22 protein-coding genes and 1 pseudogene are annotated in these 26,384 nt (G+C 44.6%); 12 read left to right on the top strand and 11 right to left on the bottom strand.

What is annotated here, in order from left to right:
• Positions 1-113 precede the first annotated feature (113 nt).
• The 3 genes from putA to putP all read left to right on the top strand — a co-directional run bounded on the left by putA (position 114) and on the right by putP (position 5,644).
• Positions 114-3,251 carry a bifunctional proline dehydrogenase/L-glutamate gamma-semialdehyde dehydrogenase PutA gene (gene putA / locus QWZ07_RS05375; protein ID WP_192852338.1) on the top strand — a complete coding sequence of 1,046 codons (3,138 nt, stop codon included), beginning with the start codon at positions 114-116 and terminating at the stop codon, positions 3,249-3,251.
• A gap of 11 nt (positions 3,252-3,262) precedes the next feature.
• Complete coding sequence (locus QWZ07_RS05370; protein ID WP_192852337.1) at positions 3,263-3,967, top strand: 1-pyrroline-5-carboxylate dehydrogenase; 705 nt, start codon at positions 3,263-3,265, stop codon at positions 3,965-3,967.
• Positions 3,968-4,117: 150 nt separating this feature from the next.
• Positions 4,118-5,644: a sodium/proline symporter PutP gene (gene putP, locus QWZ07_RS05365; protein ID WP_017111250.1), complete on the top strand. Its 1,527-nt coding sequence runs from the start codon at positions 4,118-4,120 to the stop codon at positions 5,642-5,644.
• A gap of 70 nt (positions 5,645-5,714) precedes the next feature.
• On the opposite strand, the gene QWZ07_RS05360 is transcribed toward putP, so the two are convergent.
• Together QWZ07_RS05360 and QWZ07_RS05350 are read right to left on the bottom strand one after the other, a co-directional pair.
• Complete coding sequence (locus QWZ07_RS05360) at positions 5,715-6,236, bottom strand: MerR family transcriptional regulator (RefSeq protein WP_102344425.1); 522 nt, start codon at positions 6,234-6,236, stop codon at positions 5,715-5,717.
• A 774-nt stretch (positions 6,237-7,010) separates the two neighbouring features.
• Positions 7,011-7,181: a hypothetical protein gene (locus tag QWZ07_RS05350; protein ID WP_017106072.1), complete on the bottom strand. Its 171-nt coding sequence runs from the start codon at positions 7,179-7,181 to the stop codon at positions 7,011-7,013.
• A gap of 279 nt (positions 7,182-7,460) precedes the next feature.
• Between QWZ07_RS05350 and QWZ07_RS05345 the strand changes: the two genes are divergently transcribed.
• Positions 7,461-7,949: an Lrp/AsnC family transcriptional regulator gene (locus QWZ07_RS05345; protein ID WP_017106073.1), complete on the top strand. Its 489-nt coding sequence runs from the start codon at positions 7,461-7,463 to the stop codon at positions 7,947-7,949.
• A gap of 110 nt (positions 7,950-8,059) precedes the next feature.
• On the opposite strand, the gene QWZ07_RS05340 is transcribed toward QWZ07_RS05345, so the two are convergent.
• Positions 8,060-8,764, bottom strand: a complete 705-nt coding sequence (locus QWZ07_RS05340; protein WP_017100472.1) for a DUF445 family protein — start codon at positions 8,762-8,764, stop codon at positions 8,060-8,062.
• A 298-nt stretch (positions 8,765-9,062) separates the two neighbouring features.
• Positions 9,063-10,913: an ABC transporter ATP-binding protein gene (locus tag QWZ07_RS05335; RefSeq protein WP_102307878.1), complete on the bottom strand. Its 1,851-nt coding sequence runs from the start codon at positions 10,911-10,913 to the stop codon at positions 9,063-9,065.
• 611 nt (positions 10,914-11,524) lie between these two features.
• Between QWZ07_RS05335 and QWZ07_RS05330 the strand changes: the two genes are divergently transcribed.
• Positions 11,525-12,499 carry an arginine deiminase-related protein gene (locus tag QWZ07_RS05330; RefSeq protein WP_102544221.1) on the top strand — a complete coding sequence of 325 codons (975 nt, stop codon included), beginning with the start codon at positions 11,525-11,527 and terminating at the stop codon, positions 12,497-12,499.
• 195 nt (positions 12,500-12,694) lie between these two features.
• Here QWZ07_RS05330 and QWZ07_RS05325 read toward each other — a convergent pair whose 3' ends face one another.
• The 5 genes and pseudogenes from QWZ07_RS05325 to QWZ07_RS05305 all read right to left on the bottom strand — a co-directional run bounded on the left by QWZ07_RS05325 (position 12,695) and on the right by QWZ07_RS05305 (position 16,870).
• The gene (locus QWZ07_RS05325; protein WP_017106241.1) at positions 12,695-13,327 is read right to left on the bottom strand and encodes an esterase/lipase family protein; all 633 of its coding nucleotides are present in this window, start codon (positions 13,325-13,327) and stop codon (positions 12,695-12,697) included.
• An 83-nt stretch (positions 13,328-13,410) separates the two neighbouring features.
• The gene (locus QWZ07_RS05320; protein ID WP_132982278.1) at positions 13,411-14,610 is read right to left on the bottom strand and encodes an IS4 family transposase; all 1,200 of its coding nucleotides are present in this window, start codon (positions 14,608-14,610) and stop codon (positions 13,411-13,413) included.
• Positions 14,611-14,719: 109 nt separating this feature from the next.
• Positions 14,720-15,262 (bottom strand): annotated as a pseudogene (locus QWZ07_RS05315) (phosphoethanolamine transferase domain-containing protein); the annotation flags it as partial.
• 234 nt (positions 15,263-15,496) lie between these two features.
• Entirely contained in the window at positions 15,497-16,066 is a 570-nt protein-coding gene (locus QWZ07_RS05310; protein ID WP_192853784.1) for a porin family protein, read from the bottom strand.
• Positions 16,067-16,294: 228 nt separating this feature from the next.
• Positions 16,295-16,870 (bottom strand): porin family protein, encoded by a 576-nt coding sequence (locus tag QWZ07_RS05305; protein WP_390227312.1) that lies wholly within the window; start codon positions 16,868-16,870, stop codon positions 16,295-16,297.
• A gap of 351 nt (positions 16,871-17,221) precedes the next feature.
• Between QWZ07_RS05305 and QWZ07_RS05300 the strand changes: the two genes are divergently transcribed.
• Positions 17,222-17,761: a hydrolase gene (locus QWZ07_RS05300; RefSeq protein ID WP_192853782.1), complete on the top strand. Its 540-nt coding sequence runs from the start codon at positions 17,222-17,224 to the stop codon at positions 17,759-17,761.
• A gap of 53 nt (positions 17,762-17,814) precedes the next feature.
• Positions 17,815-18,357: an AAA family ATPase gene (locus tag QWZ07_RS05295; RefSeq protein ID WP_192853781.1), complete on the top strand. Its 543-nt coding sequence runs from the start codon at positions 17,815-17,817 to the stop codon at positions 18,355-18,357.
• Between the two features lie 126 nt (positions 18,358-18,483).
• Here the strand turns inward: QWZ07_RS05295 and QWZ07_RS05290 are convergent, their stop codons facing one another.
• A complete protein-coding gene (locus QWZ07_RS05290) occupies positions 18,484-19,347 on the bottom strand; it encodes a MurR/RpiR family transcriptional regulator (RefSeq protein ID WP_012600047.1) in 864 nt (287 codons plus the stop codon).
• A gap of 117 nt (positions 19,348-19,464) precedes the next feature.
• Complete coding sequence (locus QWZ07_RS05285) at positions 19,465-20,739, bottom strand: amino acid deaminase (RefSeq protein ID WP_192853780.1); 1,275 nt, start codon at positions 20,737-20,739, stop codon at positions 19,465-19,467.
• A 176-nt stretch (positions 20,740-20,915) separates the two neighbouring features.
• On the opposite strand from QWZ07_RS05285, the gene QWZ07_RS05280 reads away from it, so the two are divergent.
• From QWZ07_RS05280 to QWZ07_RS05260, 5 genes are all read left to right on the top strand, one after another.
• Positions 20,916-22,349, top strand: coding sequence for an N-acyl-D-amino-acid deacylase family protein (locus QWZ07_RS05280; protein WP_192853779.1), 1,434 nt, complete (start codon positions 20,916-20,918; stop codon positions 22,347-22,349).
• Positions 22,350-22,488: 139 nt separating this feature from the next.
• Positions 22,489-22,881 carry a RidA family protein gene (locus QWZ07_RS05275; protein WP_004732497.1) on the top strand — a complete coding sequence of 131 codons (393 nt, stop codon included), beginning with the start codon at positions 22,489-22,491 and terminating at the stop codon, positions 22,879-22,881.
• A 205-nt stretch (positions 22,882-23,086) separates the two neighbouring features.
• A complete protein-coding gene (locus tag QWZ07_RS05270; protein WP_065111643.1) occupies positions 23,087-24,601 on the top strand; it encodes a sodium:solute symporter family protein in 1,515 nt (504 codons plus the stop codon).
• A 130-nt stretch (positions 24,602-24,731) separates the two neighbouring features.
• Complete coding sequence (locus QWZ07_RS05265; RefSeq protein WP_192853778.1) at positions 24,732-25,679, top strand: sugar kinase; 948 nt, start codon at positions 24,732-24,734, stop codon at positions 25,677-25,679.
• A 24-nt stretch (positions 25,680-25,703) separates the two neighbouring features.
• Positions 25,704-26,339: a bifunctional 4-hydroxy-2-oxoglutarate aldolase/2-dehydro-3-deoxy-phosphogluconate aldolase gene (locus QWZ07_RS05260; protein ID WP_192853777.1), complete on the top strand. Its 636-nt coding sequence runs from the start codon at positions 25,704-25,706 to the stop codon at positions 26,337-26,339.
• The last annotated feature ends 45 nt before the right edge of the window (positions 26,340-26,384 follow it).

The raw sequence follows: 26,384 nt of genomic DNA, 5'->3' as shown, positions 1-26,384 counted from the left end.
GTTTTTAGCAAAAAACTCGGAGTTTTTGACAAGTAATCCTTATATACTCTAAATACACTGCAGCCATTGTAGAGATCCCGAACTCTTTTCGGGTGTGAGATTAAGGAAAACGCATGTTTACAGCTACTGATGTGTTAAAGCCAGAATTCAACGAGCAGTCGCTTGCTGATCTTTGGACGCTTATCTCACCATTATATATGGTGGATGAAACCCAATGGCTAGAGCAACTTCTGCCGCTAGCTACCCCTTCTGAGTCTGAAAAGCAGCAAATTACAGACAAAACGACGTCGTTGATTGAGTCTATCCGTGCGGATAAAACATCTATTCAGATGATCGACGCCTTGTTGCTTGAATACAGTTTAGATACTCAAGAAGGCATCTTGCTAATGTGTCTGGCGGAAGCCTTGATGCGTATTCCTGATTCGGCAACCGCTGATGCACTGATTCGCGACAAACTTAGCGTTGCGGATTGGAAATCTCACCTGAAGAATTCTGACTCGGTTTTTGTTAACGCATCAACTTGGGGCCTAATGCTAACAGGCAAAGTGGTTGGGCTTTCATCTAAAGAGCAGAGTGCAGGTCAAGCGGTTAACCGTTTAGTGAACAAGCTTTCTGAGCCGGTGATTCGTAAAGCGATGCACCAAGCGATGAAGGTGATGGGTCACCAATTCGTTCTTGGTCGCAGCATTGCTGAAGCGCAAAAGAACGGTAAGTCTATGCGTGACAAAGGTTTTACCTACTCATACGATATGCTAGGTGAAGCGGCACTGACCACAGCTGACGCAAACAAATACTTCAAAGATTACCTAATGGCGATTGAAGCCGTAGGTCGAGACACGTATGTCTCTTCAAAATCGAGCCCTGCGCCATCGGTATCTATCAAGCTTTCTGCGCTTCACCCACGTTATGAAGTGGCGAACGAAGACCGCGTACTGACTGAACTTTGCGACACGCTAGAGCAGTTATTGCGCCGAGCAGTAGAGCTCGATGTTGCCATTACGATTGATGCGGAAGAAGCGGATCGCTTAGAGCTTTCTCTTAAATTATTCGAAAAACTGTACCGCACTGACCTTGTAAAAGGTTGGGGTAAATTTGGTCTGGTTATTCAAGCTTACTCAAAGCGTGCACTTCCGGTTCTAGTATGGCTAAACCGCCTAGCGAAAGAGCAGGGTGATTTGATCCCGCTTCGCTTAGTTAAAGGCGCTTACTGGGACAGCGAAATCAAATGGTCGCAACAAGCTGGCTTTACTGATTACCCAGTTTACACACGTAAAGAAGCGACAGACGTAGCTTACCTTGCATGTGCGCGTTACCTATTGAGCCCAAGCGTTCGTGGCAATATCTTCCCGCAGTTTGCGAGCCACAATGCTCATACGGTTTCTGCTATTGCCGTTATGACCGACCATAAAGACTTTGAATTCCAACGCTTACACGGCATGGGTGATTCTCTGTACAACCATGCAATGGAAGCTTACCAACAGTCGGTACGTATCTATGCACCGGTTGGCAGCCATAAAGATCTACTGCCATACCTAGTACGTCGCTTGCTAGAAAACGGCGCAAACAGCTCGTTTGTTCACCGTCTAGTTGATGCGCGTTGCCCTGTGGCTGAGCTGACTCAACATCCTGTCGATATGCTTCTGGCATTCGATACATTGCACAACACTAAGATTCCTCTGCCTCCAGCGGTATTCCCTGAGCGTAAGAACTCTTACGGTGTGAACATTGATATTGAAAGCGAAGCGCATCAGTTTGAAGAGCAAGTAAAAGGCTTCTTAAACAATCAATGGACAGCGGGCCCTGTGATCAACGGTGAATCTCTTGCCGAAAGCATGATCAAGGTTGATCAGAACGTTGAGCAAGTGACTGCACCTTATGATCGCCGTATTCATGTGGGTCAGGTGGCTTTCGCTAACCTTGATCATGTTTCCGCAGCGATCACTGGCGCAGACGCAGCATTCGCTGATTGGAACGCAACTTCGGTTGAAACCAAAGCAGCGGCACTTGATAAGTTGGCTGACCTGATGGAAGACAACCTCGCTGAGCTGGTGGCGATTTGTCATCAAGAAGCGGGTAAGACAATTCACGACAGTGTTGATGAAGTACGTGAAGCGGTCGACTTCTGCCGTTACTACGCAAAACAAGCGGACAACCTACAAGGTTTCGAACTAAAAGGTTTTGATGGCCAAACACGAATCGCTTCTCGACAAGGTCGTGGTGTGTTCGTTTGTATCAGCCCTTGGAACTTCCCTCTAGCGATCTTCCTTGGCCAAATTACTGCAGCTTTGGTTGCGGGTAACACGGTTGTAGCGAAGCCTGCCGAGCAAACAAGCTTGATTGCAGCTCGCGCGGTTGAACTGATGAATGAAGCGGGCTTCCCTGCTGGCACCATTCAGTTACTTCCGGGTCGCGGTGCTGAGATCGGCAGTGCACTAACAAGCCATGATGCGATTGCGGGCGTTGCCTTTACTGGTTCTACGCCAACGGCACAGCGTATTAATGTGTCATTAGCTACTCGTAACGCTAAGCCAGTTCCGTTTATTGCGGAAACAGGCGGCCAAAACGCGATGATCGTCGACAGTACTGCACTGCCTGAACAGGTAGTTCGTGATGTGATTCGTTCAGCATTCGCTTCAGCAGGTCAGCGTTGTTCTGCACTACGTGTGCTTTACATCCAAGAAGACATTGCAGACCGCGTGGTTGGATTGATTCACGGTGCAATGGACGAGCTGAGTGTTGGCATTCCACACCTTCATAAAACCGATGTTGGCCCTGTTATCGACCAAAACGCGAAACAGAAGCTAATGGCGCACTTAGAAAACATGACTAATACCCAGAAGAAGGTGGCTCAACTTTCTCTAGGTAGTGATTGTGAACATGGTGATTTTGTTCCACCAAGTGCTTTTGAAATTGATGACATCAGCTGCTTGAAAGAAGAACAGTTTGGCCCAGTGCTACACATTGTTCGCTTCAAAGCGAGTGAGCTAGCGCAAGTGGTAGACCAAATCAACCAAACGGGCTTTGGCTTAACCATGGGTATCCACAGCCGTAACGAGACAACTTACCGTTGGATCGAAAAACACGTTCGTGTGGGTAACTGCTACATCAACCGTGACCAAGTGGGCGCCGTTGTTGGTGTTCAACCATTTGGTGGTCAAGGCTTGTCAGGTACTGGCCCTAAAGCGGGTGGTCCTCACTACCTATACCGCTTTACTGATGTTCATTTCTCTCAATCACAAGACAAGGCATAAGGAGCATTATCATGGTTCATCAAGTGACAGGTTTTTCTGATGCTTTGCTAGCGTGGGAACAATGGAATCTTACCGATTTTGATTACAAGAGTGCTCAGGTACTTGCGCTGAAATCAGAGATCGAAAGTCAATCTACGCCTTTGGCGACGGTGGTTACTTATCATCTAGAGCAAGCGTCTGCGCTGCTTTCTGAACATCACCTAATGGCAGGTCCTACGGGCGAAACCAATGAGTTGTATGCCGCTGGTCGCGGTGTGGCTTTGGTGATTGTTGATGATTGCGAAGAGAAAGTGCCAGCGCTGCAAACTGCAATGGCTTTGATTACTACTGCGCTATTGGCAGGTAACAGCGTCCAATTGTGCAGTGATGATGTGCAGTTCAATACTTTAGTTGCAGATGCAGCTAAGTCGGCGAACTTGCCAACTAACTTGGTGCAAGTTGCCTCGTATGACGCTGCTCAACAGTTGTTGTCTTGCGATGTACGTAGCGTGGGTTACGTAGGTAACTCGCAAACGGCACAAGCTATCAATTTACAGCTTGCTAAGCGTGACGGTGCAATCGTCGGTTTAGTAGCTGAAACGGATCTGGCGACAATGAATGTTGCCAATGATCCACACCTATCGCTGCGCTTCATTACCGAGCGTACGCGAACTATAAATATAACAGCCGTGGGCGGTAACGCGACCTTGCTCGAACTTGGAAGCGAAGCTCACTAACCTTCAGTAAAATTGGCTCTAAGCACTTTTGGTTCTTTCCAACTTTGGTTTTCACCATCTTTGGATTTAACTGATAGTGCTTTGGAGCCTGAATACCTAACTCAATGCACTTGCTTGCCTTTACGGTGAGTGCCTTGCATTGAATTAGGCATGGAAGGCTTTCTACAAAATGAGGACTATCAAATGATAGAAAACAGTTTTGCAATAACGACGACGTTCATTGCGTATCTAATTATGATGCTAGCGATCGGTGTTATTGCTTACAAACGTACATCTAACTCAACTGACTACTTCCTAGGTGGTCGTTCGTTAGGCCCATGGCCTGCTGCACTTTCTGCTGGTGCATCAGACATGAGTGGTTGGTTGCTACTTGGCCTGCCTGGTTACGCTTACGCTGCTGGCTTTGAAGCATTTTGGCTTGCTGGTGGTCTACTTGTTGGTACTTGGGCAAACTGGTTAATCAGTGCAAAACGTCTACGTACTTACAGCATTACGACTGAATCACTGACGCTGCCTGAGTTCCTATCTCGTCGTTTCAATGATAATTCTAAGCTGATCCAAACAATTTCTGCTTTCTTTATCCTTTTATTCTTCCTTTTCTACACAAGTTCAGGCTTGGTAGCAGGTGGTAAATTGTTTGAAACGGTATTCGGCCTAGATTACACAACTGCGGTAATTATCGGTACGGTATGTGTGGTTTCGTACACCCTATTTGGTGGTTTCCTAGCGGTATCTTGGACTGACTTAGTTCAAGGCTTGCTAATGTCTGCTGCGCTATTGATTGTACCAATCGCAGCAATGAACGGTGGCCTAGGTCAGCTGTCTAGCGACCTACACAACATCAACCCAGAGCTACTTACGCTATGGAATGATGCTAAGGGTGAGCCGCTTTCTGCTATTGCGATCATCTCGCTAGCGGCATGGGGTTTGGGTTACTTCGGTCAACCACACATCTTGGCTCGTTTCAAAGCAACTCGTTCAAACAAAGATCTTGTGACAGCACGCCGCATTGCGGTTATCTGGACTGCACTGTCTATGGTTGGTGCAATGCTAGTGGGTCTTGTTGGTCTAATTTACGTGACTAACTCTGGCGCACCTAAGCTAGACGATGGCGAGAAGATCTTCATGCTTCTTGTTAACGCGATGTTCCACCCAGTAATCGCAGGTATCCTACTTGCTGCAATCCTAGCGGCAATCATGAGTACTGCGGATTCACAACTTCTTGTTTCTTCATCTGCAATGGCAGAAGACTTGTACAAGCAAGTTCTGAAGAAAGACGCAACGTCAGAAGAGATTGTTCGTGTAGGCCGTTTCGCGGTTATCTTAATCTCTCTAATTGCACTTGTTCTAGCGATGACGCCAGACAGTTCAGTACTAGGCCTTGTATCTTACGCATGGGCTGGTTTTGGTGCTGCGTTTGGTCCAGCTATCGTATTGAGCCTGTACTGGTCTCGTATGAACCGTAACGGCGCTCTAGCGGGTATCGTGGTTGGTGGTGTTACGATTGTACTTTGGAAACAGTTCACGGGCGGTTGGTTCGATGTTTACGAAATCGTACCGGGAATCATCCTATCGACTATCTCTATCGTTGTGGTTAGCTTGATTACTGGCGAGCCTGAAGATGAAGTTAAGAAGCAACATGCTGAGTTCGAGAAGAACCTAGTTGAGCTAGACTAATTTACATTGTAAAAATACAGATGAATTAGCAAAAACAATTGCAACAAATAATAGAGTCACTTCGGTGGCTCTATTTTTTTGACCAGTCCCTAATGCTTTCGACTTCTTTTTGATCGATATTCAATGACTCCAAGAACTCTTGGTGAGCACTCGGTTCCATCTTCTCAAACTGTTTGTGCCAGTTCTTCATGTCCTCTTCGCTGAATCCAGCATTCTCCATTACTTTAACCCAGCGATCCTTAGTCAGCGATTTCTGCTCAAGCAATTCAGGTTGTTCTAATAACATGACAATCGCCTTTTGCTGTTGGCGAAGATTCTGAATCTCTTTGTCTAGAGCATTGAACTGGTTCACTAAGGTTTGCTCTTGTTTCACGTCGTCTTTGCGATCAAGTAGCGCGGTAATTTCTTGGATGGATAATCCAAAGGAGCGGTAAGAGATAATGCTTTCTAAACGAGTCTGTTCCTTTTCACCATACCAACGGTAGCCATTGTCTGAACGACAGTTAGGTAGTAACAGCCCCGCACGTTCGTAATAAAGAATGGTGGTGCGTGAGATGTTATAGGCTTTGGCTAGTTGAGTAACAGTGAGCATTGGCTGCCTCTTTATGATCCAGAAGAAGTTGAGAAGTAAAAACATCAGAGAGTCGCATATTCTAATCACGGCTTATTGAAGTGTATCGTTAGCAACCTTACTAAAGTCGTGAACTCGCAATGCTTAAATCATACTTCTAGGTCTGTGATATTTCAGTTTTCGTTTGGATACATTACAGTGACTTATGGTGACGCAGTCAATGGAAGGAAGATGGAAGTGCTGCTTTTTTATGTGTGAATTTGACAGCAGATTCGGGCTAGGTACTGTCCTTAAGGGGTTTTACAATGTAAATCGAAACCGATTGATGGAGGGAAATAAAGAAAAATCGTGTGAGATTGATGACGTTTGATGTCAAAAAATGGAAGAGAAAAATGGCTATTTTTTGAACTTAGCGCCCACTTTTGTTATTAGCTCGGTGAATTGTGGAACCGAATTGGACATGATGTGTCAATTGTCAGTAACCACTAAAGACCTATAGGACAAAGGTATGCCTGATCTCTATTGCAAAGGATGTAAAAAAACAACACTACATAAGTCTATAATGAAACGTTGTGAATCAGAGCCTGAGACGACTTCTGGCCGCATGTTGCAATGGACATCTAAGCTTTTTAGTGGCAATCAGTACTACGATATGGAAACACAACATTTTTGCCGAACGTGTAATTGCCGTTGCGAATCTGGAAGTATCGTTCCACAAGTTGGCTTAGCTTAGCCAATAGTAAGTACTTACTCATTTAGATCAAAAAAACCTCCGCCTTGGAGGTTTTTTCGTTTCTAAGCGGCTTGTAACGCTAGCTCTGCTTCAATGGAGTTGCCATCAATTTTCACGTCCCATCCATAGTTGGAGTACTCACTTGCGAGTGCTTGAGCGACGTCTTTTGATACGGTTACGTGTGTCCATGAGCCAATGCCATAAGGCTTATATGCCAGTTCCTGCGTTTTCATAATAGAGTTATCCTTTCTCTTTGATAATTATATTATTCACTTTGGCCTATATCCTTTCTTTCGTTTCTGGCTCAACTTATTTGTTATTGAGGTCATTTTTATAATAATTTGTTAATGACCAGAAGATGATTTATAAGGGTTGTTATCAGTTTGTATTGATTTATATTCTCCATGAATGCTGAGGGTGTATTTAGTTTTTTAAATGTGTGAGCGGGGTTTTGCTCCATTTTGATCACTATGGAATATACTGAGCCGAATTTAGAATGTTTAAGGAATGTTATGTCTCAGCATCAACTCGATCGTATCGATAAAGAGATACTAAGAATTCTGCATATGAAAGGGCGTTTGCCGGTTGTGGAGTTGGCAAAACAAGTCAACTTAACCACTTCCCCATGTTCCGATAGGCTCAAACGATTGGAAAAAGATGGCTATATCACGGGTTATCATGCTGAGTTGTGTTCAGAGAAGTTGGGGCTCGATGTTCAAGTCTTTATTCATATTCGACTCGATCAAACCAGCTTCTCTATCTTTGATAAGTTTGCACAGGCGGTTGAGTTGATGCCTGAAGTGGAGGAGTGTTATTCCCTCTCGGGTGACTTTGACACCATGATTAAGGTTCGAGTGAAAGACATGAAGGCATACCAAGCGTTTATGGCAACCAAGCTGGGTACACTGCCGGGCGTGATCCAGACTCGCAGCGAAGTGGTGATCGAAGAGCACAAAAAGGGCTTTGGTGTGAACCCTGAGCTTTTAGCAACCCTAAAATAGCGGCCTGCTTTCGTTTTACCAAGGTTATTTAGATATAAAAAATGGAAGCCAATAAGCTTCCATTTTTTGTTGAATGTCAGATAAAGAGCAATCCGATAAACTTTTCCGGCTTACAGCGTAATTGCCGCAGAGATTAAGCCAATCACACCACCGAATACACCGCCCCAAACCACTAGCCAACCAAGGTGCTTCTTGATCATGGTCTGAACCATCTCTTTCACGAGTTTTGGTGTTAGTTCATTCAAACGTTGATCGATGATCGCTTCAATGTTCTCTTTGATTTCATCCATCATTGCAGGCGATTCAAGTTCATCCTTGATGGCATTTTTTACCGAATCACTCTTGCTGATTTCAATCACAGACTCTTGCATCTTCTCTACAAATGGCGCTTTCATCGGCTGTAGGGCTTCTGTGCCACCAACCATCGCTAACATGCCGCCAAACTGTGAGTTCTCGATAACATGAACCAGTGAATCGAATGCCGGGTTAAAGTCGATCTTCTTAATTACGGGCTCTAGATTGAGCGATTTTCCAGTCATCTCACTGCTGAGGAAGCGGTCGATGTTACTTTCAGTAAAGAACTGTTCCATCATGAGTTGCTTAATAGCGGCCTTGAACTCTTCAAAACGAGCTGGAATAACACCAGAACCGTATAAGCCGGGTACTTTTTCGAACAACATGTGAATCGCAAGCCAGTTGGTGATGGCACCAGAAAAGGCGAATAGGCCTGCATAAAGCAAGTATTGGTTTGCTGTCGCATAGCCGCCAGCAAGCAGTGCTAACGCAATAACGTTAGTTAAGACACTTTTGTTCATGGTTGATCTCTAGAAAGAATACTGCGCGCATTTTAAGAAAAAAACGCCAAGAAAAAAACAAAAGGATCGATGAAGTTTATGGGACAGAGGAAAACAGATGAGAAAGGGGCGAAGATCAACAGGCATAAAAAAGGCTAGCCTCCCCCCGAAGTCTAGCCTTATTCCAGAACGCGCAAGCGAAGCGTCTTGATCTGTTATCGCTATTATATAATTACGACATAACATTCTGCTACGTGTAATTTACCAGCAGTTAACAATTTGGTGTGAATTACGCCGCACTTTTAAAATAGCACATAAATTAAGCACTCGTTTTGTGTTCAAGGTCGTCAGCGATGAAGCCACCGGTTTGATGATTCCACAATTGAGCGTAGATACCGTTTTGGCTAATAAGCTCTTGGTGCGTGCCTTCTTCGACGATATTACCTTGGTCGAGTACGATCAAACGGTCCATTGCTGCAATGGTCGATAGGCGGTGTGCAATTGCAATCACTGTCTTTCCTTCCATCAACTCAATCAAACTCTCTTGAATCGCAGCTTCAACCTCTGAATCGAGCGCTGATGTGGCTTCATCAAGCACCAAAAGCGGCGCATTCTTCAGAAGTACGCGCGAGATAGCCACACGTTGACGTTGACCACCCGAAAGCTTAACGCCTCGCTCACCCACTTGAGCATCGTAACCAATGTTGCCAAACGGGTCGGTTAGCGTTTCGATAAACTCATGAGCATGTGCCTGTTTGGTTGCGGCATACACTTCTTCATCTGATGCGTCAGGACGACCGTAAAGAATGTTGTCTTTGATTGAACGGTGCAGCAGTGAGGTATCTTGAGTCACCATGCCGATATTGCTGCGCAGTGAGTCCTGTGTAACCGATGAGATTTCTTGGCCATCAATCAAAATTCGACCATTTTCTACATCGTGGAAGCGCAAGAGCAAGTTAACTAACGTCGATTTACCTGCCCCTGAACGGCCAACCAAGCCCACTTTTTCACCCGGTTTAATGTTGAGGTTCAGGTTGTTAATTACACCCTTGTTCTCACCGTAGTTGAAGCTCACGTTATCGAAGTTGATGCCGCCTTGTGGTACATCTAAAGGCTTCGCATCTTTTTTGTCTTCGATAGCGATAGGCTTAGACAGTGTTTTAATGCCATCAATTACAGTACCTAAGTTTTCAAATAGGCCGCCAATTTCCCACATGATCCACTTCGACATACCGTTAATACGCAGAGCCAAGCTGACTGCAATGGCAATCGCACCCACTGTGATTGCGTTATCTAACCATAGGTAGATAGAGATACCGGCAATGCTGAATACCAACAAGTAGTTCGCAAATTCAACGCAGATGTTAAAACCAGTAACCAAGCGCATTTGACGGTGCACAGTATCAAGGAAGCCTTCCATGCCTTCTTCGGCATATTCGGTTTCTCTTTTACTGTGTGAGAATAGTTTGACCGTCGCGATGTTGGTGTAGCTATCAACAATGCGTCCTGTCATCAGTGAGCGTGCATCCGCCTGTTCTGAAGACACGTCTTTCAGCTTTGGCACGAAGTGTAGTTGAATGCCGACGTAAATAAACAACCAAATCAACATTGGAGCCATTAAGCGCCAATCCGATTCAGCGAGCATGAACAGCATTGCTGTAAAGTAAACCGTCACATAGACAAATACATCGACCATTTTGGTCACGGTTTCACGTACCGCGAGCGATGTTTGCATGACTTTGGTAGCAACACGCCCAGCAAAGTCATCTTGATAAAACGATAAGCTTTGCTTCAAAAGGTAGCGGTGCGCTAACCAACGAATCGACATTGGATAGTTGCCCAGCAAAGTTTGGTGAAGCAATAGCGAATAAACACTGATCAGGATTGGCATCACGACCAGTAACAGGATACCAAGCCCCATCAGAGTGGATTGGTTGTCTGCTAAGAAGGTGTCTGGGTTGCTTGTTGATAGCCAGTCAACCAGTTGTCCCATGTAACCGAACAGCGCGACTTCGATGATCGCGATGGTCATGCTCATCAAGCCGAGCAAGATCAACGGCTTTTCAAAACCTCGTGTGTAATGGCGGCAGAATGCCAGTATTCCAGTAGGAGGTTGTATCGGCTCTCCTTTTGGAAAGGCTTCAGTAAAGCCTTCAAATTTCTTGTACATAGTTTTCCCTTTATAAGCTACTGCATCTTTGAGCTAGAGCCTCTTGATGTGCAGCTTTGTTTTTATAGTCTTGATTTGAATTTTTCAGTCTTAGTTTGAAATTATATAAGTGCCAATGCGTTCTTATAAGCATCAAGTCATTCGATGGATTTTTTCTAGCTCTTATCTAAGTACTTGATTTAAGCACTTAGCTTTAATCACTTGGTTCTAGCGTTAAATGCTTTGTTTAAGCGACGAAGGAAAGGTCTAAAGAGTGTCTTTCATGACGCTTATTTTAGATTGAAGTAGACAGGAAAAGTTAAGCTTATTTCAAACGTAATTGATGGTTATGCAACGATGATAATCCTAACGTTAAATGGATTAAATTGTAACCTAAACTCGCGGCAAGCTAGAGAATGAGTTTCGGATATTTATTCAGCAAATTCTTAAACTGATATGCAAACCGTTGGTTCTTTCTGATGTGCTGTTATCTTGCAGTAAAAATTACCGAATAAACTGAGTTTTGCAGTAATTGTTTGGGATAAATATTCAAATCATTATTATTTTCAGTGAATATTGTCGTAACAACTTGTTTACAATTCTGAGGTAAATAAAAGATAGGGACGGTTGAGATGTTAAACCTACACAAAAAATCACTTCACATTACTAATGTTCAAAACGCCAATTGCGTTGTTATGGTGCCGCCAAAAGAATTTAAATTTAACGAAGAAACTGCACGTGATAACGAGTTTCAAAACAGAGTCAATCTGACTGAAGCTGAGGTTAAGTTAGAAACGATGGTCGAGTTTAAGACTATGGTCGCTTCGTTACGTAAAGAAGGTGTGCAAGTTGTAGAGTTTGATTATCCAGAATTAGGCGTAGAAACGCCCGATGCCGTATTCCCAAACAACTGGTTCAGTACTTGTGGTGATGGCAGTTTATTCACTTTCCCTATGGCCTGTGAAAACCGTCAACATGAAGTTAAGCCACATGCTCTAATTGAAGCACTAGAGGCGTCTGGTCGTATTGTTAACCATAGTGAGTCTATGGAGTCGTACGTTGCTCAAGGTTCTTATCTAGAGAGCACGGGCGTGATGGTTATCGATCATATTAATAAGACGATTTATGCGGCGCTTTCTCAGCGTTGTGATCGTGAAGTGTTAGAAGACTATGCGAAGCGTATTGGTTATTCACGCGTCGTTTCGTTCCAAACAGCATTACCGTCTGGTCAGCCGATTTACCACACCAATGTGATGATGGCGATTGGTGATAACTTCTGCGTGATCTGTGATGAAGTGATTCCAGAATTTGAGCGCCGCTTTGTGGTGAAGTCTCTTGCGAAAGATAAGCAGGTTATCTCGATCTCAATCGATCAGATGAACCGATTCTGTGGCAATATCCTACAACTGGAAACCGTTAATGGCGATAAGGTAATCGCGATGTCTCAATCGGCTTACGATGCATTCTCTCCAGCGCAATTAGCTCAGCTTTCAACACACGGTAAGCTGCTACCGTTTAACGTGAAAACGATAGAAGATATAGGTGGTGGTTCGGTGCGATGCATGTTGGGTGAGGTGTTCTTGCCAACGCGAGTTAATCTCCTGTAGCAAGTATAGAAAGTATAACAAGCGACTGACTTCAGTCATGAATCTATGAATACCACTCTCATCGCAGAGTGGTATTTTTGTATTGGCCTATCTTTGTATCGGTTTGCCAGAAGTAAGAAGACAGCAATAAGAGAGCCAGATCTAGATACAGGAGCTAACGTACAAAAGTTAACGAAAAACAGCTACTGAAAAAAGCTATGAAGCGCTCTTGAATGCCCTGTGTTCGATGAACTGAGTTGAGAGTGCGACCACTTCCTTAGAGTATACAAGTGCGGTGTGATTGAGCTTGAGGGCGCAGGTATCTGTCGCGCCTTGCAGGTTGGCGTCTTCGAGTGTGACCGTGCCATCCCCTGGGTTTCTTCCCAGAACAATACGCCCGACACCAGCGTCGTAAGTGCCCGTAATCACGCCAATTGGCACATCAATATCGTAGTCACCCAAGCCATCACTTAAGATCATTTTGCTCGAACCAAATATAAAGCCAAGACCGTGATTCGACAGTGTTTTAGCGATAGTCGCGCCATTGTGCGGCGTGCCAGCGGTAATAATGCAGGTGTCTGCAAAGTCGGGTTGGTAAAACTTAAAGTAGTGACGAATGAGCAAACCACCCAGTGAGTGACCAAAGAAGTAGACTTCATCGTATTCATCAAAACGTGCATTAATAAAGCAATTGAGGCGTTTAGCGGCCGAAGGGAAACGCAGAGAGTTGTAAGCAAACTTGTGCGTTGTAAAGCCGCGTTTTTTGAAATTTCTATCCAGATATTGCATGATCAACGAAGGCATATATAGACCATGAATTAAAACTATATGTTTGTTTTTATTGTTCATTTTTGTCCTCCGTCTGATGGTGCCCCCAGTATATTTAGTCATAAATCTAAACTCAATAAAACTTGCGGCTCTGACGGATCCCCTCATAATTTCCCTAGTCCTGCGTTGTGTGTGAGCCTTTGATATTCGAACATTCCCCATTGATATTGGGATTCATTAATTTGATATCGCCGATGATTTCGTACCTCTCTCCCTAGACGAGGTATGGATAGAACTCGGCGGTGTTTAATGCTGTTGGCTTGGAAGTCAAAATGCCATTTGGCTTGTACTGCAATTAGGCCATTCCACCACATCAAGATTTCAGCGAGCAACGCAATAAGAAGCAGGATATCTAATCGCTTAGTACAGCGAGTTCTGTTGTGACGAAGTGCGATCCCATAGGCGGTACTCTTTAGATCGCGGAAGGCTTCTTCTATCTGCATACGCTTGGCGTACAGATTGGTAATTTGTACTTCATTTAAGATATGTCGAGGGACATTAGTCGCGAGTAGCCACGGCTCCTTTGCACTGCGTTGATAGAGATGTGTAGCGGAGTGTTTTTGGCTGGTTCTACTATGGCGCTGGGCTTTTCGGCCTTTTTCTAATCCCTTATAAACATAGGCTTCACAAGATATCGGTGATCTCTTTGCTAATAAGCAGTTGCCAAGATATTTGGGTTTATGGACAGCGTTTGGATAAAAGGTTTTATTTGAGACCCAAGGTTTTTGAGGTTGTTTGATTGATACTTCACCTCGGACACGACCTAACCAAAACCAACCTTTCTCCTGAACTTGGCGGAACCAAGTATTTCTAAAACCCGCATCAGAAACGATGATCGGACTGATTTTATTCGGCAAAATACTCTGCAATTTATCGAGGAATGTTTGGTGACTTTTCGGTGAATTGTATTGGCCATACTCAAAAACTTGTTCAAAGATTGTGACGGCTCGACCATCAAGTGCAACGGATGCTCTTAACGTCATATAACGAAGTTGTTCACGAACATCAGACCAATCCACAAGGATCACAGGGCATGGGTTAGCGCCCGTTATTAAGTAGGCATGCCATTTATAAATAAGGTCTTTTTCACGATGTAGTTGGCGATTTCCAAGCAGTCTATCAACGCGTTTGATCGCATGTTTTACCGTGGTATTAGTTTCTAGTTTGCGACCTAGTTTAGTCAGCGTTAAGTCTGAGCCGTCAAGTACACTTTTTGTAGCAAGTATCAGAGAACTAACGCGTTTTTTGTGAATGGAGGGGCATTGGTTTTGTATGGTTTGTTGTAGAATCTGAATGTCGCGCATTATTAACCCACTTGTTCGAAATGTGTGTTCAGCGATATTCATTAGATCAAAGACGGCGATGCACGTCTACCTCATTGTTTTTAAGCCTGATTATGAGGGGATTCGCAAGATTGCGGCCAATCGAAACGTAATCTTTGTAAAACAGCCCTGCAATAATCGCGATGACGATCAAAGAAGAGAGCAGCCCAATCGACTTCCAGACAAAGAAATCTTTCCAAGACTCTCTCTTAAGTTTGGTTAACAAGAGGATGAGTGACGGAATACCGCCCATCACGAGTAACCATAAGATGGAGTGGGTACTTACATAGCTTGCTGCTTCACCACTATTGGTCTCGAATACATTTTCTATCATCCCGTAGTCTACATAGATGCCGTAATTGAACATGCTGTAGCTGACGAGTGTCGAGGTGATCAGCAACAAAATAAAAAACGGCTTGGAGAATATCGGCCAATTAAAGACTTGGAAGATAAAATTGAAGGCAGCAAGGAAGAAGATCGGGATGGATATAAGAAACGCGACACTTTCAGACTTTGATGCCTGAACAATACTAAACAGTTCTAGGGAGAGAGGGATGTTGATGACAAGCAGATAATACACAGCCAACACAAAGGGCAGCTTGTTTATCGACATGTTTAAGCTTGGAAGGTTCATAGGTTTTGTTTTCCTGCGTCTCTTATTCCTTTATTTTAGTCTCGCTACCAAGAAAGCTCTAATATCAACGCATAAAGCTCAAATAAGTAATGGTGAGCGATAAACTGGCTAAAGTGACATGACGCGATAGGTTGTGTAGATACAAAAAATTCACTTTACTGAGTGACCTTCATGACAAGGTGGAACAGCAAAGTGAATTAGTATGTTCAGCTTATTCTATGTGGTTCAATCACATTAGAAGTTGTATGAACCACCGAAGCTAATGCTGCTGAATGCTAGTGTTTTATCGTTTTTGTACGTACCGTAGTCGTTTTCAACACTCACTGCGTCTGCTTGTGAAATTAGACGTAGTGTTAGATGTTCGATTGGCGTGTATTCAACACCAACACCAAAGTGGAAACCGGTACCGCTATCATCATCGTAACCAGCGCTCTTGTTTGCGTTTAGGTCAACAGAGCTTAAACCAGCCAATACGAATGGGCGGATTGTGTTGTCGAATGTGTAACCAAGATTTGCTGACAAAGAAACAGACGTCGGAGACAGTTTTGCGATCCCCTTTTTGTAGTCTGCGTAATCGTTGTAGCCAAGTTCAACACCTACGATACGGTTGAATTGGTAGCCGCCGTATAGATTGTAGCCCATGCCATCTGAATCTAAATTACCTTGACCATCTGTATCAGAATCTTGGTATACGCCAAGGCCGCCACCAATGTACGCACCGCCGTCAGTACCTGCTGCTAAAGCAGGAAGAGAAACTGCGCTGATTAAACCCAGTGCTAATGCTGATTTTGTTATCTTGTTCATCTTCGTTACTCACTCTTTAATGTCATGCCAGTATCAATAATTTTTGTTTTGCGACCTTTCGACCGTTGGTGAGCATTATTCCGTAGTCTTGTACCTATTACTGTATGGCTTTGTAAGTTGAATCGTTACATAGATACAAAAATTCACTTTACTGTGCTGCCTTATCACAGGGCAGAGTAGCAAAGTGAATTTGAGTTATTTACTTACTATGTCGTCACTGGAAAAACATTAGAAGTCGTATGAGCCACCGAAGCTAACACTGTTGAATGCAAGCGTGTGGTCGCCGGTTGAGATCGTTGAGTTACTGATTTTGACTGTATCATCTACGCTTACCGCATCTGCTTGCGAAATTAGGCGAAGTGTTAGGTGTTCAACTGGCGTGTATTCAACACCAACACCAAAGTGGAAGCCTGTGCCGCTATCATCATCGTAGCCTGCAGCGCTATTCGCATTGAGGTCAACAGAGCTTAAACCTGCTAGTACAAATGGGCGAATGGTGTTGTCGAACGTATAACCTAGGTTTGCAGATACAGAAATAGACGTAGGTGAAAGCTTGTCTGTGCTGTTCTTGTAGTCTGCATAATCGTTGTAGCCAAGTTCCACGCCAACGATACGGTTGAATTGATAACCGCCGTATAGGTTGTAGCCCATGCCGCTAGAATCTAGACTTGGAGCTCCGTCAGTATCTGAACCTTGATAGACACTAAGCCCGCCACCCACGTATGCGCCGCCGTCGGTGCCTGCTGCTAAAGTTGGTAGTGAAACTAAGCCGATTAAGCCAAGTGCTAATGCTGATTTTTTCATGATAATACCTTGTTTACTCATCCTGTGATGTAAATTACGGTATCGCTGATTAATGATTTATAAAACCTTCACAAATGAAACCTATCTTTTCATTCATTGTACGATTGTCTGTATGTCTAGAGTTTTCAAGTGTTAACGGAATTTTTGTTGGTTATATTGCTTATAAATAAAATCCATATATTGACAAACGGTTAAATTTGCTAAATAAAACGATGTTTTTTAAGGTGTCGATAGGGGTTCTTGGTTTTAACTTGTTGAAAAATATAGACTAGTTAATTTGTTTTATGTCGTATTATATTATTTATTGGTTTACTGCGGAGTGTTGATTGCAGTGATAACAAGGAGAGTTAGATGTTAAACAGATCAAACACAGGGTTGGTGGTTGTGGACGTACAAGGCAAGCTCGCACGCCTTGTTGATGACAGCGATGCACTGATCTCTAACTGTGGAAAGTTGATTAAGGGTGCGCAGGTTTTGGGGCTGCCAATTGTTAGCTTGGAGCAGAATCCAGAAAAGTTAGGTGCTACGGTCGACGAACTGAATGACCTATTGAGTGATGCTAAGCCGATACCAAAATTCACATTCAACGCGTGTGAGGAGCACAAGTTTGTTGAGGCTGTGCAAGCCAAGGATGTCGATACATGGTTGGTGTGTGGCATTGAGGCTCATATTTGTGTTTATCAAACCGCAATGGGATTGTTAGATCTTGGGCACAAGGTTCAGGTAGTTGGCGACTGTATTAGTTCACGAACAGCATTGAATAAGAAGTTGGCTATCAGCCGATTACAGGATGCTGGTATCCAAATTACGGGATTGGAAATGAGCTTATACGAGCTAGTGAAAGATTGCCGCGCACCAGAATTTGAGTCCATTCTTTCCTTGATTCGTTAACTTGGGTTTCGTTAAGGTCCGATTCGTTATTTTCCCCCTTTGAAGAGGTTCATTTGAATAACCTAATTGTATTTACTGGTGGGCCGGGAGCTGGCAAAACCTCAGTCATCGATGCGTTGAAAAGTCAGGGCTATCGCTGCGCACCAGAAGTTGGACGTAAAGTGATTCAGCTGCAAGTCGATCAACAAGGGGATGCCTTGCCGTGGCGAGACAAAGTAGCCTTTCGCGATGAAATGGTGCGAGAAGAATTAGCCAATTATCAAGCGTTCGAATCGAGTGAACAGCCTGTTTTCTTTGATAGAAGCATCGTGGATTCATACGGTTACAGCTTGTTAGAAACGCTGCCTATTCCTCAATCTTTGCTGAATAGCTGTAATGAACTCGAATACAACAGCAAGGTATTTATCTTCCCGCCTTGGGATTCGATTTTCATCAATGATCAAGAACGTAAACAAGACTTCGATGAAGCGATCGCCACTTACCATAAGATGGTGGCAGCCTATACTCAGTTTGGTTATCAGCTGGTGGAAGTGCCTAAGCTATCTGTTGAAGAACGAGTCGAGTTCATTTTAACTGTCATTAACTCAGACGAGTGACTTCCGACAAAACCACAATTACAAAAGCCCCGCAGTATCGACTCGAACGAGTGAATACTGCGGGGCTTTTTAATTCAGATTTAGTTTGTGGTGTACTAGCGGCGAGAAGCTTGGTTTTGGTAACGTTTAATCGCCGAGAGGTTGTCGGTCGCCACCGCCTCGATAAGAATCGAGCGCTACCTTCAAGCGACGTAGTTTGTCGCGCGAACGGTTTTTGTGATTGACTGCCATACCCATTGAAAGCACATCCACCAACGCCAGCATTGCGTAGCGAGATGCTGATGGCTTGTAGATGAAGTCGGTTTCCATATGTTTGATTGGTAACAAGATATCCGCAATTTTTGCTAGCGGTGTGTCTTGTGGGGTAATCGCGATGATCTTAAGGCCATACTGCTTAGCTAACTCGGCAGTTTCAGTGATCACGGGCGTAAAGCCTGTCGCTGAAATCATCACCATCACGTCATTGGCATCGGCCGTGGCAGCAACCATGCGTGACATTAAGCCATCGTTGTACGACACCACTGGGTAGCCTAAACGAAACAGTCTATGTTGCAGCTCTTGAGAAGCAATGGTCGAACCGCCACCCATGCCGATAGCAATGATCTGTCTGGCGTTATGCAGCCAGCTCACCGCAGTTTCAACGTCTTGCTCTTTGAACAGAGTTCGGTTGATATCTAGGCTCTGCTTGATCGATTCGTAGATACCTTGATAACCCGTTTGGTCAACAGGTTCGAGGATAAAGCGCTGGCCAACGGTTAGCGTCTGAGCCAACTTAATCTTCATATCACGTACGTTGCTGCAACCGATCGCTTTAGCAAAGCGTGTGATGGTGGCTTCACTCACTTGAGCACCTTCGGCTAGCTCTGTGATGCTGGCATTAGCAGCAAAATCAATGTCATCCATGATCAGCTTGGCGACTTTCTTTTCTGCATCACGAAGAGCAGGAAAACGCTCTGTTATCTGTGAAATGATATCTACTTCTAAACTCAAGAATCCTGATCCTTTGTTGATGGGGCTATTTGCTAATACCTAGTCATTGGTCGCTAAAGCTTAGCCCCGTTAGTATATCTTATTGTTTCGTTGATTCTAGCTTATTGAAAAATCGAACTAGAAACAGGTTTCCACCCAGTTTGTTACCTGATGGTCGTCATCGCTGATGGCAATGTAGCGCCATTTGTCGAAGGTTAAACACGGGTGTGAGGTCGAGAAAGCAATCATGTCGCCCACTTCAATCTCAGAAGAACCATCGGTTTCAACAAAGGTATGTTGATCCATCACCGCAGTAGAGGTTAAGCCTTTCACTGAGATTGCTTCGCCGTTGCGATAGCCGCGCTCGGCAATCGGTAAACCTGCATCAAAGGCCACATCACGCTTGCCTAGCCCAACCACTAACTTTGTTGGTTCCGGACGAGAGATTACATACGCCCATACCTCAAGTGCCGATTCTAAATCGCCACCCAATTCGCAAGCGTAACCTTGGTTTACTTGGGCGCGTTGCAACACCTTGCTTTGCGCGTCTAGGTAAATGCCTGTGTCGTGAATCGCGTAACAGCCCGGGCGGATGATCGCCAAGTAATCGGTTAGGTTCGCTAAACATTCTGCAACCACGTCATACCAAGCAGAGCCGGCACCCGTGATGATAGGTTGCCCTGCAATTAGGCCATCTGATGCGAGGATTTCGACCGAAGTCAGTGCCTGTTTCAAGAAGGTACGAATGTCTTGTTCTGCATTGTCACCGTGAATCACACCCTCGTAAACCTCAATACCCGCGAGCGAAAGGGTAGGTGTGTCTTGGATGAATTGAGCCAGTTCTAGAACATCTTGCGGTGAACGACAGCCACAGCGACCGCCCGGTACACCAAACTCGATCAGTACTTTTAGCGTCTGCTGTGTATTAGCGAAATACTGGCTAAGTTGCTGCACGTTTACCGAAGAATCCACACAACAGTAAAAGTCGACATCAAACTCACTGATCAGCTGTTCAACGATCGCCATGTTGGTTTTACCCACCAATTGGTTGGCCATGATGATGCGTTTTGCACCTGCCATAGCGGCAACTTCTGCTTGTGCAGGCGTTGCTACCGTGATACCCCAAGCGTCATTTTCTAGCTGTTGACGGAAGAAATCAGGTGTCATTGAAGTTTTGCCATGTGGCGACAATTTAACCTGATGGTGATCGGCGAATGATTGCATCCAATTTAGGTTATTGGTTAAAGCTGATTGCTTGATAACCGCAACCGGGAGCGAAACATCTTCATCAATCAGTCGATAAACACCGTTCTCAGATTGTGATACCGCTCTCCCTTTTTGGCCTTTTTCAGTCAAGATAAAACCTTCTTTTTGATACTTTCTAACATTTTCGAGTGCAGGGTTATTTTTCATTTCTGATTCCTAACATGATGTAAGTTGTTGTTTTATTATGTCTAAATCTATCATTCTTATCGTTTGTGATAGAAACTATCACACAATTTAAAATATTATGTGTGTTTTGTCACTGAAAACAATCGACCAAATTTTTAAGATAGCTCCATCAACACAGTGGATTGAGAGAGTGAAAAATGTTGTTCGATACGATAATTAAAAATGTAGAGGTGTTTGATGGCACCGGCGAACAATCGTTTTGTGCCGATGTAGCAATCCGAGATGGAAAAATCGCCGAAATTGGTCAAATCGATCATGAAGATTGTGGCCAATTGGTTGAGGGAGCAGGCTTAGCATTGGCTCCTGGTTTTATCGATGTACACACACATGACGATACCAATGTAATTCGTTACCCAGACTGCCTGCCTAAGATCAGCCAAGGTGTCACAACCGTGATTGTTGGTAACTGTGGTATCAGCGCATCACCAACCGTTTTGGCTGGTGATCCACCTGACCCAATGAATCTTTTAGGCGCACAAGCTGACTTTAAATACCCAACTTTTGCCGCGTATGCACAAGCGGTAGAGCAAGCTCAACCGGCGGTAAACGTCGCAGCGTTAGTTGGCCATACGACATTACGTAACCAAGTGATGGACGACTTGCAACGCACTGCAAGCGAAGACGAAATCGCAGCGATGCAAACCAACCTTGATTTGGCGATGGAACAAGGCGCATTAGGTTTGAGCTCGGGTTTGGCTTACTCAAGCGCTAAACAAGCGAATGCCAACGAAGTGATGCAGTTAGCGAAAGTGCTTTCTGGTCACGGCGGCATCTATACCACGCATATGCGTACCGAATTTGAAGAGATCTTAAGCGCGATGGAAGAGGCGTTTGAGACAGGACAATACGCGAAAGTGCCTGTTGTTATCTCCCACCTTAAATGTGCAGGTGCGGGGAACTGGGGTAGAACCGTTGAAGTACTCGACTTAATGGACAAGGTTTCTGAGCACCAAGATGTGTCTTGCGACTGCTACCCATACTCAGCGAGCTCTTCAACATTAGATTTGAAACAAGTGACTGACGATTTCGACATCTTCATCACTTGGTCTGAAGCAAAACCAGAACATGCAGGCAAAACGCTTAAGCAGATTGCTGATGAAATGAATCTCCCCCTGATGGACGCAGCAAAAGCGCTTCAACCAGCGGGCGCGGTTTATCACTGCATGGATGAGAACGACGTAAAGCGCGTATTGAAATACAAACTGACCATGGTCGGTTCAGACGGTTTACCTAATGACCCGCATCCACACCCAAGATTGTGGGGCACCTTCCCGAAAGTGCTAGGTCACTATTGCCGAGACGAAAAACTGTTCTCGTTGCCAGAAGCGATTCACAAGATGACTGGAATGTCGGCTCAGCGTTACAACTTAGCGGGCCGAGGCGAAGTTCGCTGTGGTGCCTTTGCCGATTTAGTTTTATTTGATCCAAAGAATATTAAAGACACAGCAACATTTGAAAATCCTATTTCAGTTGCTCAAGGAATAGAAAGTGTATTTGTAAATGGTGAGTTAACTTACCAGCAAGGAAAAGTAAGAAATAATCGTTCAGGCGTTTTTATTTACCGAAACTAGAATTTAAATTATTTATTAAATTCAGATGATTATAAAAACGGCGAATTAATTTAAATATATTGGAATAGAAACTGTTTTATCTATAAAGCCAATGTTATCTATAAACCCAATATTATCTATAAATAAGTGGAGTTAAAAAATGACTATTAAACGTTACGGTGTTGAAGGCGGTACAGGTACAGGCGGACAACATTTACCATTTGCACGTGCAACTGAAGCAGGTGGTTTCCTATACGTTTCTGGCCAGACACCGATGACAGATGGTGAAGTGGTTGAGGGTGGCATTGTTGACCAGTCTCGCCTAGCGATCCAAAACTGTGTCGATATCATGACTGAAGCGGGTTACGGCCTAGAAGACGTAATGCACGTAAAGGTTGTGCTAACGGATTCTCGTTACTTCCAATCTTTTAATAAGGTATTCAAAGAGTTCTTCGGTGCTAACCCACCGGCTCGTATCTGCATGGTTTGCGACTTAGTTGTAGACGTGAAGGTTGAAGTAGATGTGACTTGCTACCGCGCCGATCGCGGATAGTAATAACCTAATCACAATTACCTACTTAGAGAGTATTAGGGGTTAGTCATCCCTGTTATTATCCTTTAATACTCTCCCCCTACATTTATAAAAATTACTTTAATTAAAAAAGATAAAATCAATAAAGTAATTATATGAAATATAAAATGAATGAATCATAAATAAAGTTCAAGAATGAACTCAATATTTCACTGAGAGGTGTCAAATGAACAGCACACTTTTTCTTACAGGCTTCGGCGTGTACGTATGTTTTTTAATTTGGTTAGGCTGGTTTGTCTCGCGTAATCAAAAATCTGGCGAAGATTTCTTATTAGGTGGCCGTGGCCTACCTATGTTCTTAGTACTTGGTACAACAGTAGCGACGATGGTCGGTACGGGTTCAAGTATGGGTGCGGTTGGCTTCGGCTACGCAAATGGCTGGGCAGGTGCTCTGTACGGCATTGGTGGTGCGATAGGCATCCTATTACTTGCACTTTGGTTTGCTCCGGTTCGTAAACTGAACTTCATGACCATGAGTGAAGAGCTGGCTTACTATGTTGGCGCTAACCGCATCGTGAAAAACGTTGTAGGTGTACTGATCTTTGTCGCTTCAATTGGTTGGTTAGGCGCTCACATTCTGGGGGGTGGCATGTACTTAGCGTGGATTGCAGACATCGATCTCAACCTAGCGAAAATCATTATTGCTGCGGCATTCACTATTTACGTGGTGATCGGTGGTTACACGGCGGTTGTGTGGACCGATACCATTCAAGCTATCATCCTTTTTGCTGGCTTCATTTTGATGGCGGTAATGTCAGTTGATTACATCGGCGGCATGGATAACCTTTACGCTGCGATGGACCCTGCTGCTACAAGCTTTTTAGCAATCGATAAACTGGGCCTTCTGCCTGCTGTGTCTCTGGCTGTGGTTATCGGCGTGGGTGTACTGGCGACGCCTTCATTCCGTCAACGTATCTACTCGGGTAAAGACGTATCAACCGTTCGTCGCTCATTTGTTGCATCGGGTGTGTTGTACCTTTTCTTCTCAATCATCCCTGCAATCATCGGTATGGCAGCACATGCCATTGACCCATCATTGGATAACGCGAACTACTCGTTCCCTTATGTTGCTGCAACGGTTCTTCCGGTTGGCGTTGGCATGATTGTTCTTATCGCGGGTCTTTCTGCAACCATGTCGAGCGCAAGTTCAGATGCGATAGCAGGTGTTTCTATCCTACTTCGTGATGTTTACGTGATGTTCACTGGCCGCGTACCGAACAAAGAGTCAATGGTGAACTATTCTCGCTTGGCATTGATTGTGGTGATTGGTTTTGCACTGTTGTTCGCACTAACGTCAAACGACATCATTGGCTACATCACGAAAATGATTTCAACCGTAATGTCGGGCATGTTTGTGTGCGGTATGTTGGGTCGATTCTGGAAACGTTACAACTGGCAGGGTGCTCTTGCTACGCTAGCGGGTGCATCTGTGGCTTCATTTGTCGTAATGCTAAACGCAGACTACACGGCTTTCTGGGGCAACCCTGTGATTCCTTCTTGTCTAGTGGCTCTAACTGCTGGTGTGCTGGTAAGCCTATGTACTCCGGCTAATCAAGTAACACCAGAAATGGCGAAAGCAATTCTTGATGACGAGCGCGCTCTGATGGAAATGGAATTATCAGACTCAGGTGTGCTTGAAGAAGACGCGTCTTCTCAACGTCCTGCAAATCAAACAAGCTAATCTAAAACGCTCCACAGCGAGTTAGTACAACAAATTCAGTACAACAAGTTGTGGAGTGGTTTAGCTAGCTCAGGCTCTGCTTCTCGGTAGGGCCTTCTTCCCCATTTATTTCTCTATTTTAGGATCTGCTATGCCTGCATCTTCTAACTTCAATATTGCTTTCTTTGGCGAGTGCATGGTCGAAATCAGCGGCTCTCCATTAACCAAAAAATTCGGCGGTGACACACTCAATACCGCACTTTACCTTTCTCGCTTAACCCAACATCAAAACCTCTCTGTTCATTACGCGACAGGTCTTGGCAGCGATGAGCTGTCTCAAAATATGATTGATAGCTGGCAGCTCGAAGGTATTCAAACCAATTTCGTTGAACGCATTGCGAACAAGCTGCCTGGACTCTACATGGTCGAAACCGATGAAACGGGTGAGCGACATTTTCATTACTGGCGCAACGATGCGGCAGTAAAATCTTACTTCTATGTTAATGACTTGAATAAGCTTGAAATCGCTCTGACCGAGAAACAAGTCGATGCGATTTACATCAGCGGTATCAGTATCGCGATCTTGGATGACGCCTCTCGCGAGCGTTTATTCAAAGCCATTAGCGTGTTCTCAAACCAAGGCGGCAAGGTGATTTTTGATAATAACTATCGCCCGCAACTTTGGAGCACCGAGCAAGCTCGACATTGGTATGCCAAGTTACTGCCGCTGGTGGACATCGCCTTGATTACCGAAGACGACGATCTACTTGTCTGGGGGAACTCAGAGAGCGTTCAACAACGCTGCCTTCGTTTGGGTTGCCAAGAGATCGTCATCAAACGTGGCTGCGAGCCATGCAAGATTGTTCAAGTTGAACAGGGCAACATTGTTGAGAATTATGTCTCAGCGACTCGTGTTTCTAACGTGGTCGACACCTGCGCGGCGGGCGATTCATTCGCCGCGGGTTATTTAGCTGCGCGTCTTACTGGCGAGAGCGCCACCGACGCAGCCGAACTTGGCCACCAACTGGCTTCAATCGTTATTCAATACTCTGGCGCAATCATCCCCGTGAGCGCTACGAGCCAACTGATTAAAAAATAAAATAAAATAAAAAGCGGAATTATTATGTCTCAAGAAATGATCAACAAACTTAAGCAATTCAAAGTTATCCCAGTTATCCAAATCAACAAGGTTGAACACGCGATTCCACTGGCAAAAGTGTTGGTAGAAAACGGCCTGCCAGTGGCTGAAGTCACATTCCGTACTGAAGCGGCAGCAGACGCGATTCGTGCGATGCGCGATGCGTATCCAGAAATGTGTATCGGTGCTGGCACAGTATTAACGCCAGCGCAGATCGACCTTGCGAAAGAGTCGGGCAGTGAATTCATCGTGGCTCCGGGCCTGAATCCAAACACCGTAAAACGTTGCCAAGAAATCGGCATGCCAATTGTTCCGGGCGTAAACAACCCAAGCCAAGTTGAGCAAGCGCTAGAGCTTGGTCTTAACTTCTTGAAGTTCTTCCCTGCAGAAGCGTCTGGTGGCATCAACATGGTGAAGTCTCTACTAGCGCCATACGTTGATGTGTCTTTAATGCCAACGGGCGGTATCGGTAAACACAACGTCAATGACTACCTAGCTGTGGAGCGTGTGGTGTGCTGTGGTGGTACTTGGATGGTGTCGCCAAAAATGATCGAGAACGAGCAATGGGATGAGATTGCAGTATTGGTTCGTGAAGCGGTCGCTCTTGTTAACGAGCAATAAGTTTTTGACCTAACGATAAGCTTGAAGCTCGCAACAATTTTTTTT

Origin of the sequence: Vibrio lentus (genome assembly GCF_030409755.1) — a bacterium.
In the GTDB taxonomy this organism is placed as follows: domain Bacteria; phylum Pseudomonadota; class Gammaproteobacteria; order Enterobacterales; family Vibrionaceae; genus Vibrio; species Vibrio lentus.
This window is presented reverse-complemented; position numbering and strand designations above follow the sequence as displayed.

What these genes read in the sequence shown, in the direction of transcription:
- QWZ07_RS05345 (WP_017106073.1), top strand. Translation starts at nt 7,461, where the DNA reads ATGTCTCAGCATCAACTCGATCGTATCGATAAAGAGATACTAAGAATT.
- QWZ07_RS05270 (WP_065111643.1), top strand. Translation starts at nt 23,087, where the DNA reads ATGAACAGCACACTTTTTCTTACAGGCTTCGGCGTGTACGTATGTTTT.
- QWZ07_RS05320 (WP_132982278.1), bottom strand. Translation starts at nt 14,610, where the DNA reads ATGCGCGACATTCAGATTCTACAACAAACCATACAAAACCAATGCCCC.
- QWZ07_RS05275 (WP_004732497.1), top strand. Translation starts at nt 22,489, where the DNA reads ATGACTATTAAACGTTACGGTGTTGAAGGCGGTACAGGTACAGGCGGA.
- QWZ07_RS05300 (WP_192853782.1), top strand. Translation starts at nt 17,222, where the DNA reads ATGTTAAACAGATCAAACACAGGGTTGGTGGTTGTGGACGTACAAGGC.
- QWZ07_RS05280 (WP_192853779.1), top strand. Translation starts at nt 20,916, where the DNA reads ATGTTGTTCGATACGATAATTAAAAATGTAGAGGTGTTTGATGGCACC.
- QWZ07_RS05265 (WP_192853778.1), top strand. Translation starts at nt 24,732, where the DNA reads ATGCCTGCATCTTCTAACTTCAATATTGCTTTCTTTGGCGAGTGCATG.
- QWZ07_RS05370 (WP_192852337.1), top strand. Translation starts at nt 3,263, where the DNA reads ATGGTTCATCAAGTGACAGGTTTTTCTGATGCTTTGCTAGCGTGGGAA.
- QWZ07_RS05310 (WP_192853784.1), bottom strand. Translation starts at nt 16,066, where the DNA reads ATGAACAAGATAACAAAATCAGCATTAGCACTGGGTTTAATCAGCGCA.
- QWZ07_RS05325 (WP_017106241.1), bottom strand. Translation starts at nt 13,327, where the DNA reads ATGAACAATAAAAACAAACATATAGTTTTAATTCATGGTCTATATATG.
- QWZ07_RS05305 (WP_390227312.1), bottom strand. Translation starts at nt 16,870, where the DNA reads ATGAAAAAATCAGCATTAGCACTTGGCTTAATCGGCTTAGTTTCACTA.
- QWZ07_RS05330 (WP_102544221.1), top strand. Translation starts at nt 11,525, where the DNA reads ATGTTAAACCTACACAAAAAATCACTTCACATTACTAATGTTCAAAAC.
- QWZ07_RS05350 (WP_017106072.1), bottom strand. Translation starts at nt 7,181, where the DNA reads ATGAAAACGCAGGAACTGGCATATAAGCCTTATGGCATTGGCTCATGG.
- QWZ07_RS05260 (WP_192853777.1), top strand. Translation starts at nt 25,704, where the DNA reads ATGTCTCAAGAAATGATCAACAAACTTAAGCAATTCAAAGTTATCCCA.
- QWZ07_RS05360 (WP_102344425.1), bottom strand. Translation starts at nt 6,236, where the DNA reads ATGCTCACTGTTACTCAACTAGCCAAAGCCTATAACATCTCACGCACC.
- QWZ07_RS05335 (WP_102307878.1), bottom strand. Translation starts at nt 10,913, where the DNA reads ATGTACAAGAAATTTGAAGGCTTTACTGAAGCCTTTCCAAAAGGAGAG.
- QWZ07_RS05340 (WP_017100472.1), bottom strand. Translation starts at nt 8,764, where the DNA reads ATGAACAAAAGTGTCTTAACTAACGTTATTGCGTTAGCACTGCTTGCT.
- putP (WP_017111250.1), top strand. Translation starts at nt 4,118, where the DNA reads ATGGAAGGCTTTCTACAAAATGAGGACTATCAAATGATAGAAAACAGT.
- putA (WP_192852338.1), top strand. Translation starts at nt 114, where the DNA reads ATGTTTACAGCTACTGATGTGTTAAAGCCAGAATTCAACGAGCAGTCG.
- QWZ07_RS05285 (WP_192853780.1), bottom strand. Translation starts at nt 20,739, where the DNA reads ATGAAAAATAACCCTGCACTCGAAAATGTTAGAAAGTATCAAAAAGAA.